Annotated in this window: 27 protein-coding genes; 1 reads left to right on the top strand and 26 read right to left on the bottom strand. The window is 64.1% G+C overall.

Annotated features, from left to right (window positions below; genetic code table 11):
* Positions 1 to 59 precede the first annotated feature (59 nt).
* The 16 genes from miv_RS31710 to miv_RS31635 form a co-directional block, all read right to left on the bottom strand.
* Entirely contained in the window at positions 60 to 1,184 is a 1,125-nt protein-coding gene (locus miv_RS31710; RefSeq protein WP_207183864.1) for an ATP-dependent DNA helicase, read from the bottom strand.
* The gene (locus tag miv_RS31705; RefSeq protein ID WP_207183863.1) at positions 1,184 to 1,636 is read right to left on the bottom strand and encodes a hypothetical protein; all 453 of its coding nucleotides are present in this window, start codon (positions 1,634 to 1,636) and stop codon (positions 1,184 to 1,186) included. The genes miv_RS31710 and miv_RS31705 overlap by 1 nt, the downstream gene beginning before the upstream one ends.
* Before the next feature lie 5 nt (positions 1,637 to 1,641).
* Entirely contained in the window at positions 1,642 to 1,848 is a 207-nt protein-coding gene (locus miv_RS31700; RefSeq protein ID WP_207183862.1) for a hypothetical protein, read from the bottom strand.
* The gene (locus miv_RS31695; protein WP_207183861.1) at positions 1,848 to 2,603 is read right to left on the bottom strand and encodes a trna delta -isopentenylpyrophosphate transferase; all 756 of its coding nucleotides are present in this window, start codon (positions 2,601 to 2,603) and stop codon (positions 1,848 to 1,850) included. The genes miv_RS31700 and miv_RS31695 overlap by 1 nt, the downstream gene beginning before the upstream one ends.
* 20 nt (positions 2,604 to 2,623) lie before the next feature.
* Positions 2,624 to 3,493 (bottom strand): YqaJ viral recombinase family protein, encoded by an 870-nt coding sequence (locus miv_RS31690; protein WP_207183860.1) that lies wholly within the window; start codon positions 3,491 to 3,493, stop codon positions 2,624 to 2,626.
* Positions 3,494 to 3,536: 43 nt separating this feature from the next.
* Complete coding sequence (gene dnaQ / locus miv_RS31685; protein WP_207183859.1) at positions 3,537 to 4,235, bottom strand: DNA polymerase III subunit epsilon; 699 nt, start codon at positions 4,233 to 4,235, stop codon at positions 3,537 to 3,539.
* A 3-nt stretch (positions 4,236 to 4,238) separates the two neighbouring features.
* Positions 4,239 to 4,571 carry a hypothetical protein gene (locus tag miv_RS31680; RefSeq protein WP_207183858.1) on the bottom strand — a complete coding sequence of 111 codons (333 nt, stop codon included), beginning with the start codon at positions 4,569 to 4,571 and terminating at the stop codon, positions 4,239 to 4,241.
* Positions 4,568 to 4,813: a hypothetical protein gene (locus tag miv_RS31675; RefSeq protein WP_207183857.1), complete on the bottom strand. Its 246-nt coding sequence runs from the start codon at positions 4,811 to 4,813 to the stop codon at positions 4,568 to 4,570. Before miv_RS31675 ends, miv_RS31680 begins: the two co-directional genes overlap by 4 nt.
* Positions 4,810 to 5,421, bottom strand: a complete 612-nt coding sequence (locus miv_RS31670; protein WP_207183856.1) for a hypothetical protein — start codon at positions 5,419 to 5,421, stop codon at positions 4,810 to 4,812. The genes miv_RS31675 and miv_RS31670 overlap by 4 nt, the downstream gene beginning before the upstream one ends.
* Positions 5,399 to 5,755, bottom strand: coding sequence for a hypothetical protein (locus miv_RS31665; protein ID WP_207183855.1), 357 nt, complete (start codon positions 5,753 to 5,755; stop codon positions 5,399 to 5,401). Before miv_RS31665 ends, miv_RS31670 begins: the two co-directional genes overlap by 23 nt.
* Positions 5,756 to 5,760: 5 nt before the next feature.
* A complete protein-coding gene (locus tag miv_RS31660) occupies positions 5,761 to 5,991 on the bottom strand; it encodes a hypothetical protein (RefSeq protein ID WP_207183854.1) in 231 nt (76 codons plus the stop codon).
* 129 nt (positions 5,992 to 6,120) lie between these two features.
* Positions 6,121 to 6,582 (bottom strand): single-stranded DNA-binding protein, encoded by a 462-nt coding sequence (locus miv_RS31655; protein ID WP_207183853.1) that lies wholly within the window; start codon positions 6,580 to 6,582, stop codon positions 6,121 to 6,123.
* A 43-nt stretch (positions 6,583 to 6,625) separates the two neighbouring features.
* On the bottom strand, positions 6,626 to 7,564 hold the full coding sequence (locus miv_RS31650) for a DUF7146 domain-containing protein (protein WP_207183852.1): 939 nt from the start codon (positions 7,562 to 7,564) through the stop codon (positions 6,626 to 6,628).
* Positions 7,548 to 9,068 (bottom strand): DEAD/DEAH box helicase, encoded by a 1,521-nt coding sequence (locus miv_RS31645; RefSeq protein WP_207183851.1) that lies wholly within the window; start codon positions 9,066 to 9,068, stop codon positions 7,548 to 7,550. The genes miv_RS31650 and miv_RS31645 overlap by 17 nt, the downstream gene beginning before the upstream one ends.
* Positions 9,069 to 9,476: 408 nt before the next feature.
* Positions 9,477 to 9,854, bottom strand: a complete 378-nt coding sequence (locus miv_RS31640) for a DUF1376 domain-containing protein (RefSeq protein WP_207183850.1) — start codon at positions 9,852 to 9,854, stop codon at positions 9,477 to 9,479.
* 36 nt (positions 9,855 to 9,890) lie between these two features.
* Positions 9,891 to 10,427: a RusA family crossover junction endodeoxyribonuclease gene (locus tag miv_RS31635; protein ID WP_207183849.1), complete on the bottom strand. Its 537-nt coding sequence runs from the start codon at positions 10,425 to 10,427 to the stop codon at positions 9,891 to 9,893.
* A 308-nt stretch (positions 10,428 to 10,735) separates the two neighbouring features.
* Between miv_RS31635 and miv_RS31630 the strand changes: the two genes are divergently transcribed.
* On the top strand, positions 10,736 to 11,614 hold the full coding sequence (locus miv_RS31630; RefSeq protein WP_207183848.1) for a hypothetical protein: 879 nt from the start codon (positions 10,736 to 10,738) through the stop codon (positions 11,612 to 11,614).
* Between the two features lie 390 nt (positions 11,615 to 12,004).
* On the opposite strand, the gene miv_RS31625 is transcribed toward miv_RS31630, so the two are convergent.
* The 10 genes from miv_RS31625 to miv_RS31580 all read right to left on the bottom strand — a co-directional run bounded on the left by miv_RS31625 (position 12,005) and on the right by miv_RS31580 (position 15,523).
* Positions 12,005 to 12,196, bottom strand: a complete 192-nt coding sequence (locus tag miv_RS31625; RefSeq protein ID WP_207183847.1) for a hypothetical protein — start codon at positions 12,194 to 12,196, stop codon at positions 12,005 to 12,007.
* On the bottom strand, positions 12,193 to 12,480 hold the full coding sequence (locus miv_RS31620; protein ID WP_207183846.1) for a hypothetical protein: 288 nt from the start codon (positions 12,478 to 12,480) through the stop codon (positions 12,193 to 12,195). The genes miv_RS31625 and miv_RS31620 overlap by 4 nt, the downstream gene beginning before the upstream one ends.
* Positions 12,477 to 12,713 (bottom strand): hypothetical protein, encoded by a 237-nt coding sequence (locus miv_RS31615; protein WP_207183845.1) that lies wholly within the window; start codon positions 12,711 to 12,713, stop codon positions 12,477 to 12,479. Before miv_RS31615 ends, miv_RS31620 begins: the two co-directional genes overlap by 4 nt.
* Positions 12,710 to 13,003, bottom strand: coding sequence for a hypothetical protein (locus miv_RS31610; protein ID WP_207183844.1), 294 nt, complete (start codon positions 13,001 to 13,003; stop codon positions 12,710 to 12,712). Before miv_RS31610 ends, miv_RS31615 begins: the two co-directional genes overlap by 4 nt.
* Positions 13,004 to 13,071: 68 nt before the next feature.
* Entirely contained in the window at positions 13,072 to 13,332 is a 261-nt protein-coding gene (locus miv_RS31605) for a hypothetical protein (RefSeq protein WP_207183843.1), read from the bottom strand.
* On the bottom strand, positions 13,329 to 13,580 hold the full coding sequence (locus miv_RS31600; protein WP_207183842.1) for a hypothetical protein: 252 nt from the start codon (positions 13,578 to 13,580) through the stop codon (positions 13,329 to 13,331). Before miv_RS31600 ends, miv_RS31605 begins: the two co-directional genes overlap by 4 nt.
* Positions 13,577 to 13,825, bottom strand: coding sequence for a hypothetical protein (locus miv_RS31595; RefSeq protein WP_207183841.1), 249 nt, complete (start codon positions 13,823 to 13,825; stop codon positions 13,577 to 13,579). Before miv_RS31595 ends, miv_RS31600 begins: the two co-directional genes overlap by 4 nt.
* A 4-nt stretch (positions 13,826 to 13,829) precedes the next feature.
* Entirely contained in the window at positions 13,830 to 14,762 is a 933-nt protein-coding gene (locus tag miv_RS31590; protein WP_207183840.1) for a glutamate--tRNA ligase, read from the bottom strand.
* Positions 14,763 to 14,770: 8 nt separating this feature from the next.
* A complete protein-coding gene (locus miv_RS31585) occupies positions 14,771 to 14,953 on the bottom strand; it encodes a hypothetical protein (protein WP_207183839.1) in 183 nt (60 codons plus the stop codon).
* A 180-nt stretch (positions 14,954 to 15,133) separates the two neighbouring features.
* Entirely contained in the window at positions 15,134 to 15,523 is a 390-nt protein-coding gene (locus miv_RS31580) for a hypothetical protein (protein ID WP_207183838.1), read from the bottom strand.
* Between the last annotated feature and the right edge of the window lies 1 nt (position 15,524).

Below are 15,524 nucleotides of genomic sequence, written 5' to 3'. Positions count from 1 at the left end.
CTTGAGACATTTCGCACCTTTGCATTCATGACAGGAAATAGTCAAGCGCCGGGTTGGTTTCAGCGCACGAGAATGATTTTTTCCGAAGCGCGAGTGATTGCGGTGTAGAGCCACCGTCCAGCGTCCTGGCCGAACACCCGCGACTCGTCGAACACCATGACATCTTCCCACTGCGAACCCTGGCTCTTGTGGCAGGTGAGCGCGTATCCGTAGGTGAATTCTTGCGTACCGCGCTTCTTTTTGAATTCGAGACGGTCCTCTGCGCGGTGGAAGAACTCCCTGCGCACCAGTGCTGAAGCAGGAGCCCTCTCCGGCACATCTTCCGATTGAACCACCAAGCTATAACACTCGTCGGCCAGGGGCTCGCCCCAACCGGCCAAGTTCCATAGCCCGCCGTTCAGAAACCCCTTGTCGTGGTCGTTCTTCAGGCACACCAGCTTGTCGCCCACCTGGGGCTTTGCGGGATCGAGGTCCTTCATCTCCCGAAGCCTGGCATTATAGTTCTGGCGCGTTCGATTCATGCCAACCAGAATTTGATCTGCGTTAATCACCTGCTCCGGGTCGAGGTCGCTGCGGTCGAGCACCAGGCTATCGCCATAGGTACCCGTGGGGAGTTCATCACCGGCCCGGATGCGCATCGACATCCTGATGATGGGGTTGCCTTCCGCCTGCCGATGCACCTCGGTGAGCATTACGTCCGGCTCACGGCTGGTGAAGAAGCCAGCCCCCTTGACGGGCGGCAGCTGCGCCGGGTCGCCCAAGACCAGGACCTTCTTGCCGAACGAGAGAAGATCGCGCCCCAACTCTTCGCCCACCATCGAGCACTCGTCGACGATGACGAGGTCGGTCTCGCGGATGCGGCTCAAGGGGTTGATCTCGAACTCGAGGTCGCCGGTGTCGATCACCGGATCGCCGTTGCGGTCGCGCTTGGCCGGCTTCTTGCGGTAGATGAGCGAGTGCAGGGTCGAGGCGCCCTCGCACCCCTTCTTCTGCATCACTAGCGCGGCCTTGCCGGTGAACGCTCCGAACTCGACCTTCTTGACGTCGCGGGCCATCTCGATGGCGAGAGTTGTCTTCCCCGTTCCAGCAAATCCAGCCAGATAGAACACCTGGTCGCCGTACTTCTCGTTGCGCCAGGCCGAGACAGCCTTGAGCGCCGCCTCCTGCTGCGGTGACCAGGCCATCAGGCGGCCTCCTCGTACTTGGTGTAGGCCCGCCCCTCGGCAAACAGCGCGTCGAGGTCGAGGCCGGGACAGATCCGGGTGGTGAGGACGAGCATCGCCTGATCGAAGTACGGCTTGAACACGTCCTCGGTCTTCATCTCGTCGAACGCCGTCGAGGACGGGATCAGGACGAACTCGCCCTCGGGCGTGACGAACGGCTCGACGACGCCACAGCACGAGAGCAGGAACTTGTGCAGGGATTCCTTGGTGGCGAACGGCGTGTTCTCGACCACGCGACCAAGGATGCCCCAGTAGTAGCGGTGGCGCGACAGCGAGCGGAACCGCTCGACGTCGACCCGGACCGGCGTGCCGATCTTGACCGTCTGCATCGCCTCGAGATCGGCCGGGGCGTAGGGGACGAGCGCACGCCCGTCCCACACCATGATGATCTCGAGGCCCTTCTTGGTCGCCATGGGTCTTAAGCTCCTCTGATCTCCCGCTTGCGCAGGGTCTCCAGGTGCTGGCGCACCGACTGGACCAGATCCGCCACATGGACCTCGGTGAGGTCGTAGCGGCGGCGGGTCTCAGCGTTGATGCGCCAGAGATCCTCGACGTCCTCACGGCTGTGCGTGAAGACGAGGGCCGCCTTGAACAGGCGGCAATAGGCGGCAGCCTCCGTCTCCATCACGCCGCCTGCGGCTCAGTCTTCTTGCCCCAACCGAAATCCTGCTTGAGACGCTTGGTGGCAAAGGCGCGCAAGCCCTGGCGGGCCTCCTCGGTCATCGCCGCGAGCGCTTCTTGCGTCTTGGGATCGAGCATCAGATCGGTGATCTTGTTGATCGAATCCGCCGCCGTGATCCTGCCGTGAAGATCGGCGTAGACCGGATCGACCTCGCCGGTCTCAGGATCGGACGGGGTCGCGTCCGCGGTCGCCGGAGCCTCGTCCTGAGGCGCCTCGGCGGTGTTGGCGGCCGGCGGCGGCTGACGGTTGGCAGACCCCTTGTCGTTCTGCGCAGCGAGCCGGATCGAGTCCGCCTTGAACTCGTCGGCCTCGTCCTCCGAGTAGAGCCCGTAGAGCCCGGCGAGCTTGAGGATCACGCGGTCCTTGGCGCGCTTCTCCACCATCGCCCAGGGGTAGCCGGCCTGCTTGCCCGAGACGCGGTAGTTCGCGCCCTCGCGGCCCATCGAGACCTCGCCGATCGACCACTCGGTGCGGACCTGGTCGTTGCCCATCGGGCGATAGCCGCGGACGAACATCACCAGGCTGTCGTCCTTCTGAACCATCATCTTCGGGTCGTCGAAGGTGATCTTCAGGGCGCCGGCCAGGCGCTCGAGCGCCTTGTGCTTGACGACGTAGGTCTGCTGAACCTTCCAGTAGTCATCGTTGCTGAACGGAACGCTGTGATCCTGGAAAACCTTCTTGATCTCAGATGCGTCCATGGTCGTCTCCTTGGGAATGGTCAGAACGACTCGACGCGAGCGCGGGCATCGGCCAGGGCCTGATCATCGAGCTTGAACGAGATCGCGCCGTTCTTGGCGCGCTTGAGGGTGACGCCGTGGCCCGACGCTTCCTTCGCGTCCTTGGGCATGACGAGCTTGATGGCCTTCTTCGCCGCGTCGTGGCGATCGAGGTGGAGGCTCGTCTCGAGGAGGTCGGCGGCGTGCGCCGCCCACTCGTTCGAGCCGGTCATGTCGAGGACCCGGGTCGGGAGAACCGGATCGGGAAGCGGCTCCGGCGTGATCGGGTTGACCCCCGACACGACGCAGTCCCAGAACGCCTGCTCGGCCTGGAGCAGCCGGATCTGGTAGAACGGATCGGCCTCGACACGATCGTAGACGTGCTGGGCCGCACCCGTCAGCACGGTAAACCAGCAGTAATCCTCGCCAGTCACCATCATGTTGTGCTGGAGCTGCGGCCAGTATTTGACGATCGCAGCCGGCAACGACCAATGGTAGGGCATCATGAACTTCGCCTCGAGGATACCGAGGCTCGGTCCGCCGATGCTCTTGAACACGCGCCCGTCGAGCGTGCAGCGGGCGATCTCCCAGTCGGGATAGACGCACGTCTCCTGCTCGTTCGACACGATCAGACCGGAGGTCTTCTCGAACCAGTCGAGGTTCAGGTCCTCCATGACCGTTCCCATGTGGGCGATCAGGATCTCCTCCGAGTCCCAGAGCGGAGCCTCGCCCCGCTTCTCGGCCCAGAGCTTCTCGATCGCCCGATCGTCACCCGACATCAGGATCTTGGCGTCGGAACCACCGATGCCGTGGCGCCGCCGCTGACGGGCGTCCTCGGTCATGCCGAGGTGCCCGGTGCGTTTCCGGGGCATGGATGGGGTCTCTCAGGGTATGGGTTTGGCTTTAATGCAAAACTCAGTCCGAGACAAGTTGGAAATCATGCCAAATTGCGTCGGCCTTGAGGGTGGCGACGAAGAACAGGTGGTTGGCCCGCTCGGCGTCGGTAATGCGCGACCTGAACACCCGGGGACCGTAGGGGCTCACAGGGTCGGCGACCGCGACCTCGGCAACCCCAGCTTCCGCCCCTGGCAGGGCAAGACCCATCTGCCGCCCGCCCATCAGGGCGAGATAGACCCCGGCGAGCAGGCGGGCATCGATCAGCGCCCCGTGCTTGTCGCGAACCGTGAGGTCGACGTCGTAGAAGCGGCACAGCGTGTCGAGGCTATGGCCGCCCATGCCGGCGCGGACACGACGCGAGATCTCGAGGGTGTCCTTGACCTCGTTCGTCAGGGGTGGGCGATCGAGCCGGGCGAGCTCGGCGTTGAGGAAGCCCATGTCGAAGGCGGCGTTGTGGGCGATGATCGGCGCATCGCCCACGAACTCGAGGAAGGCCGGCAGGATCTGCCGGAACACCGGCTTGCCGGCAAGGAAGGATTCGGAGAGCCCGTGGACGTCGTAGGCCGCCTTCGGCATCGAGCGCTTGGGGTCGATGTAGGTGTGGAAGGTGCGGCCGGTCGGCAGCAGGTTGACCAGCTCGACCGCACCGATCTCGACCACGCGGTCCTCGCTCGGGCTCAGTCCCGTGGTTTCGGTGTCGAGGGCGATCTCGCGCACGGCTCAGTCCCCCGGAAGGGTCAGCGGGCCGCGCTCCTTCTGCACACGGGCGATCTCCGTCTCGATCCTGGCATCGACCGCATCGAAGGCGGCATCGAACACCCGCTGGCTCGGGTTGAAGTGGCCGCACCACTCGTCGCGCCCTACCGGAGGGAAGGCCGCGCCGTAACCAAGGGCAACCTCCCACATCCGCGTCGGCGGGTTGATACGGCACAAGCCGCTCTGACCGAGATTACGCATCCTCTCGGCATTGTCGGAGCTCAAGCCGACGAGAGTCGCCTCGTCCGGCGCAGTGAAGGGCTCGAAGAACTCGCAGTTCTTGCAGGCGCGGGTCATGATGCGTGTCTCCGTTCGGGGTCGATCCCCATGTTGCGTAGTCGGATGCGGGCCAGGGTCTCGTGCATGTCGAGCACCGCCTCGAAGGCAGAGATCGCGTTGATGCGGGCGCACTCGCGGTCCTGGGGCGGCGAGGTGAACAGGTGCGCCATGAACTCCTCGACCTTGGCCGAGAACATCTTGTCGGCCGCGGCTGCCCGCAGCTCGAGCTGCACCAGGTCCTGCTCGCTGGTCTTCCTCATGCCCGCGCCTCCGGGTGGGTGATGCGGAAGGCGTCACCGTCGGGCACGATGCCGAGGTCGCGCTTGAGGCCGGCGAGGACATGGCCGTAGATCGTGGTGCGGAACTGCGATACGGCCTGGCGGCTGACGCGCTTTCCCGTGACGCCCTCCCAGATCCGATGAAAGGCCTCGCTGTCGCCGCCGCGGGCGAGAGCCAGCGTCGCACGCACGATCTGGTCGACCGGCCGGCGGGTCGCGACGTACATGCCGATCCAGCGCAGGAACAGCATCACGTCGAAGGCGCGGTCGCCTGCGCTGCGCTCGATCACCCGGCCGCTCGGCCCGTCGTAGGGCTTCATCGCCGAGAGAAGGCGCAGGCGCTCGAGCTCGCGAGCCTCGGCCCCGGTCAGCCCGACAGAGGACCAACCGCCCGAGCGGGTGCCGGAGGTGAGCCATGACCGTTCCTGGTCCGGCATCCGGTCGAAGGTCTCGAGCGCTTCCGTGATCAGGCACCAGATCGCGTCAGATGTCGTCGCGCGCTCGCCCTTGAGGGCCGAGGCGAGCTCGAGGCCGTGGCGCAGGTGGCCGAGCACGCGCTCGGCGTCGTCAGGCCGGAAGCCGCTCTGCATCGCTCTGCTCGTTGGCCTGGTCGGCGCGGGCCTGGCGCATGTTCACCCGATGGGCGCGGTACTCGTAGAGGTTCGGGCCGATCCGGCGCTGGGTCAGGGTGACGATGCCGGCGCGGGCGTCGTCCGAGACCCGGTCGGCGAGGGCGTCGAGAAGGCAGACCCGCAGTCGCTGGCCCTCCTCGGACTTCGATGACCCGGTCGGGAACTCCTGGGCGCGGTCGAACTGAAGGTCGCCGTTGTAGTAGATCAGCATGTCGCCGTGGCGGGCGGACTGGAGCCAGGTGTAATAGTCCGAGATCGCGCCGGGACCGAGGTGAAGCGTCGTCTTCTGCATCGGCGTTATCCCGGAAAGAACTCGTCCTGCGCCATGCGGGCGAGGAGAGCGGTGGCGATCGAGAGGTTCTCGGCGGCGTTCGAGAGCGTGGCGACGACCTCGCGGCGCTGGCGCACCAGGCCCGATTCGCGCTGCGGCATGGGGGAGCCGAACAGCTCGGTCACCATCCCGCCGAGCGGGAAACCGTCGAAGGCGTTGTCGGACCCGTCCGGGTCGCCGCCCATTTCCTGGGGCATCAGTCCCTTGTCCATTTCTTGGTCCTCGCCGGTGGCGTTTGGCATTTGTGCAAAAACGTGGTCACGAAAAAGGGCCCCCCGCTCCCCTTGTGCTTTTGGCGGGAGGCCCTCGGTCAGGGCTGCTCTACTCTAGAAAGGGATGTCATCGTCTATCGGCTTGGGGTCCGGACTACCAACATAGGTCCGAGTGCCACCGCCGCTGCCACGGCTGCCGCTCGAGCGATCATCGCCCTTCCCCTGCTCGCCCTTGGTGGTCAGCAGCTGGAAGTTGCCGCCGAACCGCTCGATCACCAGCTCGGTGATCATCTTCTCGTTACCGGACTGGTCGGTCCACTTGCGCGTGGCCCACTTGCCCTGAACCTGAACCGGGTCGCCCTTCTTGGCGTACTCGACGATCTTCTGGATACCTTCGTTCCAGATGACGACCGGGACCCACTCGGTCTTCTCTTCGTACTCGCCGGTCTGCTTGCTTTTCCAGCGCTCGGACACGGCGAGAGAGAAGCTGGCAACCTTGCCGCTGCCAACGGAGCGGAACTCGGGATCGCGTCCGAGGCGACCCATCATGGTCACCTGGTTGAATGAGAAAGCCATCGATGTCTCCTTGGCGATCCTGGCAATAGCCGATGTTTGGCATTCATGCAAGGGTCTGGTCGAAAAGAGCTTTCACCCGCTCCCCGATCCAGACGTCGTTGAAGTCGTCCCCCACGGCCTCGGGGAGGAAGACCCGGGCCCCGACCCGGCGCGCCACCATGCGCCGGGCGAGCGTGTAGGCCGCCGCCTGACCGGCGAAGCCCTCGTCGTTGTCGCCGTAGATCATCAGCTGCTCGACCCCATCGGGCGGGGTGAACTCGGCCAAGTTGCCGGCATTGATGAGCGACCAGACGGGGAGCCCCGTCATCAGGTGGACGGCGAGCGCCGTCTCGATCCCCTCCGCCACCGCCATGACGCGGGCGTGGGGAAACAGCCGGATCGCGCAGCCCTTGGGCTGGCTCCCCGGCATCACCCGGCGCGGCGCCTTGACGTTCGCCTTCTCGCCGTCCGGTGTGAGGTAGGTCCGGTGCAGGGTGTGGGCCTGGCCGTCCGGATCGTGGACGATGGCGAGCATGCCCGGATGGTAGGTCGGCTCGTCGTCGTCGTAGCGCAGGTTCGGGTGGTAGCGCAGGTTGCCCGAGATCCTGACCGGGCCGAGCCGGCGCGCGAGGAAACGGCCGGCGGCGTCGGCATCGGTGATGGGGCGGGCCTCGCCCCACATCGTGTTGAGGAGGCGGCGCGGCGCCTCGTACTTCGCCTTGACGCGCTCGAGCGGCTCGGAGCCCACGATCTTCTCGATCTCCCTGGCGGCGGTCGCGAAGTCCCAGCCGTTGTGCTTCATCACCATGTCGGCGCCCGATCCCGGCCCGCAGGCCGAGCAGAAGTAGGTGCCGTCACCCTCGCGATTGTCCCACCGGAACCGGTCCTCGCCGCCGCAGAACGGGCAGGGACCGTGGCGCCCCGACAGGTGGCGGTGATCGATACCGAACTGGGGCAGGATGGTGCGCCAGCGTCCCCTCGCCCGTTCACGCAGCCCGCTCATGCTGCCTCCCCTTGGCGCGCTTGATCTGGCGGTGCTTGATGAAGGCGAGGATGTCGGGGGTGGGCTCGACCGGGTGATCGGCCATGCCACGCGGCCAGACGCCGAACTTCTCCTTGTAGGTGTGGGCCACCCAGCCAGGGTTGCGGTTCTGCTGGCGCTGGATGTGCAGGATGCCGGAGTACCAGCGCTGCTTCTCCTCGCGCGTCGCCTCGAGCTTCTTGGCCTTCTCGCCGGTGAGCTCGACGAGCTCGCCCTCGGCGCACACGATGTCGGAGCGCGGCGTCGGCTTGAACCCGCAATGGGGACAGACCGGGGTCGCCGGAGGCTTCATCATCTTGCAGCTCGGGCACTCCTTGGGCAGCCGCTCCGGCTTGACCTCGCCCGGCTTCTTCGCGTCCTTCTTCGCCCGCGTACCGTCATCGAGCTGGTTGAAGTGGATGTCGGTGACGAGGCCCAGCGTCTCGGTGGTATCAGAGTGGTCGAAGATCAGGGCGTAGTCCTTGCGACCGAGCCGGGTCTCGGGGCCGGCGATGCGAAGCGCCCGTCCGATGATCTGGACGTAGCGCATCCAGGACTTCGTCGGACGGGCAAGGATCAGGCAGCGCACATCCCAGTCGACACCGGTGGTGAGCACGTCGACGTTGCACACGACCTCGATCGAGCCGTCGGCAAAGCCCTGCTGCAGGAGGCGGCGATCCTCCTTCGAGGTATAGGCATCGACGTAGCCTGCCGAGACCCCGGCCTTTTGGAAGTGGGCCTGCAGCTCGGCGGCGTGCTTGCGGTTCACGCAGAAGCACAAGGTCGGCCGGCCCTCGCCGTGCTTCAGCCAGTTCTCGACCACGTCGGCGGTGATGTGCGGCTGGCTCATCGCCTCGGCAAGCGCATTCTCGTCGTAGTCGCCGGCAACGATCGGGACGTTCGAGAGATCGGCGCGGGAGGGCACGAACACCCGGAACTCCGAGAGCATGCCCTGGTCGATCAGCTCCTGCATGGTGATCGGCAGGATCAGGTCGTCGTAGTGCCGGCCCAGCCCCTTGGTGCCTGGGGTAGCCGAGAGCCCGATGAACGGGATGCGGCGCCATCCCTCCGAGCCCATCCAGGACGACATGTAGTCGAAGTGATTGTGGGCCTCATCGACGATAACGAGGTTTGAGCGCGGGACGAGGTCAGGGTCCTTGTAGCGGACCCGCAGCGTCTGCACCGAGGCGATCTGCACCGGCGCGAAGGGGTTCCTCATCGGGTGGTCGGCCTGGATCACCCCGACATCGGTGATGCCGTCCTCGGCGAAGCGGTCGACGGTCTGGTCGATCAGCGCGATGGCCGGGACGCAGAAGGTGACAGAGTTGCCGCGGGCGAGAACGTTCTGGGCGAGCGCCGAGGCGACCACCGTCTTGCCTGCCCCGGTCGGCAGGTTGAGGAGCGGCCGGCGGCGACCCGAACGAAGGGAATCCCGCAGCATCTCGATCGAACGGTTCTGATGGGGACGCAGGATCTTCGGGGCCATGGCGGCGATCAGGTCTCCTGGAGCGAGGACGGGCCCGGCGGCACGAAGGGCACCAGCCAGGGAGTAGGGTTTCGCAGAGATTTGGAGAAAACCCCTGGGACCGGCGATGACGCTTGGTCAGGGTTTGCAATTCATGCCAAACCCATTCCACGAGTCGGGCCGGGGAGTCAAGCGGCCTAGTCCGGGTGACCGGATGGCGTTCGGCTCGTCGAGGGGTAGGTGGGGGTCCTAGGAGTCATACCCTGAACCCTTGGGTGTGTAACAGTTAGGGGTTTGGTGAATCAATCTTAGGGATTCTACCCCTTGGTAGGGAATCTTATAGATCAACAATTAGAATTACATCCACAATCACACTGCGGTGGTCGACTTGCGTTCAACGGGTGTTCAAGTCATTGAACCGTCAGGGTTTTAACGGCTTGCGCGAGCGGTGCGGGTGCGCTTTTTTCCCGCATTCTCACGGGCCTGGGCGCTTGCGATACCCGCTTTGCGAGCGCGTGTTATACGGTCCTCGTAGGCTTTGGTTGAACTCTGGCGCACCCCGTCGAGACGGGGGTGGGTCCATTCGGGGGTGAAGAGGTGAGCGAACCCAATCTTGATGCGCGCGAACTCGTCGGGCGTGACGTGCCCGATGCGCGCCAGGGCGCTCTCGTCGGTCGGCAGCGCCCCGTGGCGCCAGTAGTAGTCGATCAGGAAGCCGTACACCCCGGCCTCGAGGGCGGTCATCGTGGTCTTCTCGATGATCGCCTCGTTGACGTCGTAGGGGTACCAGAACAGGTCGCTGGCCATCGCATTGCCCTCCAATTAAGGGCCATGAAGCCCTGGTCACGAATGAAGCGGTATCGGTGTTCTCTGCCTGGACGCGAAGTCAGCCACAGGAATTATGCCGACCGCATCGGGTTCCTCGACCGGCGCGACCGGGGTCAGCCGCAACCTAGCACCCATCGGGGCATGGCCCCACTGGATCACGACCTTATTCTGGAACCGGTCGTCCTCGATCAGTCCGGCGCGCTTGGCCCAGTCCATCACCGACTTGGTGCGGTTGTCGAGGTCGCTCTTGAAGCGCTTGTGCCAATCGATCGTCAGCACGACGTTGAAGGGACCATAGATAGGCTCGGGGAGTATCGCTCCGATCGCATCGAGCTGGTCCTGGAGAGCAGCGTCAGCCCGCAGCTTCCACTTTTGGTAGGACGGCGCGGGGTAGACCATCACCTTTTTGCCGATCCTCCTCGAGCGCCAGATGCGGTTCGTCGACACCGGCAAGGGCAGCTCGAGCTCGATCGCCTCGTCGATGATCTCGAACAGTTCGGCCGGATCAGGCTTAGCCGCTTTAGATTTCGTGGCCTTCCTCGGGGTCTTCATGCGACAGCGCTAAGCTCATCGTTAATTACTTCGACGAAGATCGCCTCGAAAGTATCTTTGGCATCGTCTACGAGTCCCTCTTTTCTGAGGGCGATTCCGGCAGCAGCAATGGCTGCATTACTATACACTATTAAGAGATCTGGGTCGCTTTTCGACATTGTCTCTAGCAGGTTAATGAAGTGTAAAGTGGCCTTTCGCGCGCCCTGGTTCACCATCACGGCCTCTGATCAAAAGAAAGACTGCGCATTCCTGCAAAAATTTGTTGCATTCGTTCCGCACCCGAATTACGGTATCCGCACATGAGACGGATGCGCTCATCGAAGGGAACCAATCGCATCAAGCGCCGTTATGGGTACGCATTGCATGAAAGCAAAAGCGTGATAGGGGCGCGCGAATCGGCTGTCAAATCAGCCGAGGAGCTGAAGGCTGGTTCGCGCAAGCACAACGGGGATAACACCATGAACACGGCGACGATCGGGAGCTCGCAGGCGCGGGTGAAGGACGCGGTCGTGTCCTGGCTGCAGGACATTCTTGACCGTACCGAGTGGTCGGCGACGCACCTGTCCAACAAGGCGAATGTGTCGCCTTCTACGACTCTGCGAATTCTGAAGAAGAAGAACGACTTCGTTCCTTCGTTCAAGACGCTTGCCAAGCTCTCGGCGGCTGCGAATGCCCGCATCCCGCGCGACATTCTCGACGCCTTCGAGATGAGCAACGTCGAGGAGGGCGACGAGAAGATGCCCGTGCGCCAGTCGGTGCTCAGGGCGCTCGAGAGCCTCGAGGACGAGGAGATCGGGGCTCAGCTCACGATCCCCTTGAAGCCGGTCTCGGCCTTTCCTCGTGGGATGGCGATGGCCAAGACCACGCGGCTTGGGCGCGAGCGGGTCCGGTGCCCGCCGGTGCTCGAGGACGACCGGACGGCGTTCGCCTTCCAGATGCCGGACGACAGCCTGTCGCCCTGGATCATACGCGGAGCTCTGCTCTACGCGACGGAGGAAGGCGAGCCGAAGGTCGGTGACCTCATCCTGCTCACCAGCGCCGATGGGCGCTCGAAGGTCAGGATGGTGTCGGAGGTCGACGAGACCGGCCTGGTGCTGTCGCGCCCGACGCCCTTCGGGGACGAGGAGCACGTCTCGCACGAGGACGCGCACTACATGGCGATCATCAAGGTGATCGACCGTCCCTAACCACTCGTTAATCAGTAAGCTATGACGGCGCAGGCTCACACCTGCGCCGTTTCGTTTGCGTGATTGCAAAGGACGTGCAAATGCAAGCCGGCACGAATGCAAATCGGTTGGTGCGGTCCATGCCATGTCGGTGCCACCCTTTCTCGACCACCCCGACATAAGCCATTCCGTTCCCGTTTTGTTCCAGCCCAGAGAAAGGTACGCCGGGGAAGGCTTCCTGGCAAGGAGGACCGATGAGAAAAAGCAAAACCCAGGGGATAGAACTCGAACCCCCAAAGCCCCGCTACATCCCCGATCCCCATCGTCGCAGTCGCGTGATCCCTGACAAGACCAAGTACACGAGAAAGGTCAAACCGGAGGAGACGGAGTGACCCATGGCGCGGCGACCGATCAGTCGCTCTGCCTGGCTGGTTGGACGTCCGTGCGCCGCATCAGGGCGTCGGCGACATCGCCTTCGTCGACCTTGCCCTCGAAGTGGTCGACCACCCGCTGCATGACCCATTCCGTCGACTTGTTGTCGTCGTCGAGCAGGTCCCACATTGCAGTGATCTCGGCCTGCGTCGGCCGTTTGCGCCGGCTCATTCGTCGTCGTCCTCCGTCGGCAGATCGGGCGCCGCCCGGAAGAACTCGTTCGGGTCGCCGTCGCCGTCATCAAAGACGTTGACGATGGTCTGCTCCGGGTCGTGCGACCAGATCGCGACCTCGAACCCGATGCCCTGCCGGCCGCCGAAATCCCGGATCGCGTCGATGACGCCTGGAGAGCCTGCCGGAAAGGTGACCTCGCCGCCGTCGGGCAGGCCGCCCGTCGTGTCGACCTTCATGTGGACCTTCTGGCCGGTCCTGAAGCCCTTGTGTTCCTGGATCATTTCTCAACCTCGCAAGGGTGGACAGAAAAGAACTCCTCGCCCCTCTCGCCCATGATGTGGAAGTAGGTCTCACCGATTTCGTTGGGCGGCATCGGCCGCCCCTTCAGCTCGGTGTCCCACCAGCGTTCGGCGATGTCGTCCTTGAGCGCCGCGGCGCCGGCCTCCGTCTTGTGGACGGAGACCTCCTCGCCGTGGCGGTGCTCGTAGATGGCCACGTAGACCTTGTCGCTCATGCGTCATCCTTGTCGTTGAGGGCAGCGCGGATTTCAGTCTTGCCTCGAGCGCGAATGATACGGCTCACGCAGCGCTTGGCATGGCGCCGGCACCAGCGGCCACTGGACGTGGTCTCGCGGGTGTCGTAACCGCGCGGTGCCCCGTTGAAGGCCTGAAAGAGATCCTTGCTGTAGTTGCGGTCGTACTCGTTCAAGAAGCGGTTGCGGCCGACGACGTCGAACCCAACGCTCTTTTCAGCACGACGATAGTTGCGCGCCCAGGCAGGGCAAGCGCGATTGGTGCGGGACATCTGGCTCTCTGGGTAGAGCCGTCTGGATCGACGGCTCTACTGAAATCCCCGCACGGCAATAATAGCCACTAGGCTGCCTCCTTCATCAGGCGAGCCATGACCTCGTCGATGACGTCGCCCTCCTGATAGAAAGATATGGTATACCCGCCCGGGTTGGCGTGGTTGGCCCGGAGATGGGCGTCGGCCGCCTCCTCGCTCGGGAACGGGCCGTAGGCCGTGGCGTATTCGCGCCAATCCCACGCGCCGATCGGGCAGCTCCAGTCCTGGAGGACGTACCACCATTGTCCGGGAGCCACCTCCCGGAACAGACAATTGAGGCCGGTGCTCATTGCTGCTGCCCAGCTTCGACGGTCACGATCGACTCGACGTCGATATAGACCTTCCTCTGGACCCGGACGGCCTGATGGCCGACCCGGTCGACATGCTCGATGAAGATCGCCTCGAGGTTGCCATCGAGGAACGACCAAGGCCCCTCGAACATGAAGCCGGTGACCAGCGAAACCTTGATGACCTCGAGCGACGTTCGACCGCTCTCCTCAAGATCGTCGACGACGTATTTAAAGATATCGGGTTTCATGATTTATCCTTGCATATCTTGCCGACCATGTACTCGTACTGTTTGACCAGTACCTGAGCGGCGAAACGCTCGAGTGGCGTGAAGGCCGGATCACCCATGCACATGCGCAGCTCGAGGTGTTCGATGGCCTTCTCCAGGACGGCGTTGTCGAACCCGGCCACCCAACCTGTCGAATGGAACAGGTTGGTGGCGTTCATCGGGTTGTGGCTCAGGCCGCGCCGGAGATCGATGCGATCCCCCGACATGGCCTCACGCCGCCTTCACCGCAGCCGCGGCGCGGGCCTTCTCGCCCTTGAAGCGGCGATCGAACCAGTCGAGCTTCTGGCCGTCGAAGTTGGCGTTGGCCGCCCGCATGTTGCCGGCGGTCAGGAACATGGTCAGCGCCCGCTCGCGGTTGAGGACACTGTTGGCCTTGTTGTCCTCCTTCGGACCCCAGCCCATACGCAGGAGGAAGTTGAAGATGGCGTCGGGGTCGTAACCGCGGTCACGGTAGTCGAGGAGAGAGGCCGCGCCGTCGCGCTTGCTCATTTTTTTCTTGTTGGCGAAGATCAACCCGACGTGGGCAAACTTCGGCAGCGGGCACGATGCCAGATTGTTTCTGATCCGCGCTTGGTTGATCGCCTCCCAGATGGCGATCTGTTTCGGAGTGTTGGCGATGTGATCCGTTCCGCGGATGATGTAGCTGATATTCATCGCGTAGTCGTCGACGATCGAGGCGAACTGGTAGGTCGCCTGACCAAGCTTGTCGCCGCCGCGCAGCAGCGGCAGGCCGTCGATCAGCTTCATCATGTCGCCGGTGACGTGCATCTCACCGCCGACCTCGTCGCGCCAGGTGCGCGGCATCAGCTCGGGCGGCAGGGCGAGCAGGGTCGCGCCGTTCTCCGCGATGGTCGCTAGTCCGGCATCGACCAGCTCCTGTGCGATGATGGCGTAAGCCTCGGAGCGCTCGCTCTGGCGGTAGAACTCGTCCCAGTTCAGGCCGAGCCACTTGAGGCCGTCGAGGATCGGCTGCACGGCCGCCTCGTTGTTGCGCTCCTGATCGGTGTCGTCGATGCGCAAGACGAAATCCCCGCCGGTGGCCTTGGCTGCCAGCCAGGAGAACAAGGCCGTACGTGCGGTCCCGATATGCATGAACCCCGTCGGCGACGGTGCGATACGAGTGCGGTAGGGTTGGGTCGACATGGGATGCCTCACGAAGGTTTGCGGCGCCGCGGCTTCCACGGGCCAAGGTTGTGCAGGATGGCAGAGAACGCCAGGGCCATGACCCGGCTGCCGCCGCGCTGCTCCAGCAGGCGGACGGCGTTCTCGTGATTGCCGAGCAGGTTGGCGAGCTGGTCCCGGTTCAGACGCGAGGCCTTCATGAAGGCGGTCACGTCCTCCGGCTCCAGGTAGGGTGGCTTGGTACCACGCCCTGCCGCACGCGGCGGCTTCGGTTCGGCTCCGGTTTGGGGAACAGGGGTGCTCATGGCCGGTCCTTCATCGCTGCTCGCGTCTGAGGCCCGGGGGATCGTCGCCGACCCTCCGGGCCCGTCTTGATGTGCTTAAGGCCAGGGTCAGGCCATGTCGTCGGTGATGCCGGTGCCGATCCGGTAGGAGGTGGCGTGGTACCAGAGGTCCTCCATCCCGGTGGTCAGGCCCTTCGGGTCCTCGACGACCTCGAGCGACCAGGCCGGATCGAGCCAGAGCTCACCGGTCGACCAGTCGATCAGGCGATCGGACGACGTCTTGACGACCCGGAAGACGATCGAGCCGTCATTCTTGATCGCCTCCTGGACGTTCTTGAAGTATCCGTAGACCTTCTTGAACCGAAATTCCTTGCCGAGCGCGGCGAGATAGTCGGCGTGGACGCGCGCTTCGACCGCGCGCACGCCGACATAGGCCGGATCGATGCCAGGAAACGGTGTCGGTTCCGGCGTCGGTGGGGTGTCAAGTTCCTGGAGCATG

The organism is Methylobacterium indicum (genome assembly GCF_017347565.1).
GTDB classification, from domain to species: Bacteria; Pseudomonadota; Alphaproteobacteria; order Rhizobiales; family Beijerinckiaceae; genus Methylobacterium; species Methylobacterium indicum.
Note: the sequence above shows the minus strand (reverse complement) of the source record. Positions and strands in the feature narration are given on the sequence as shown.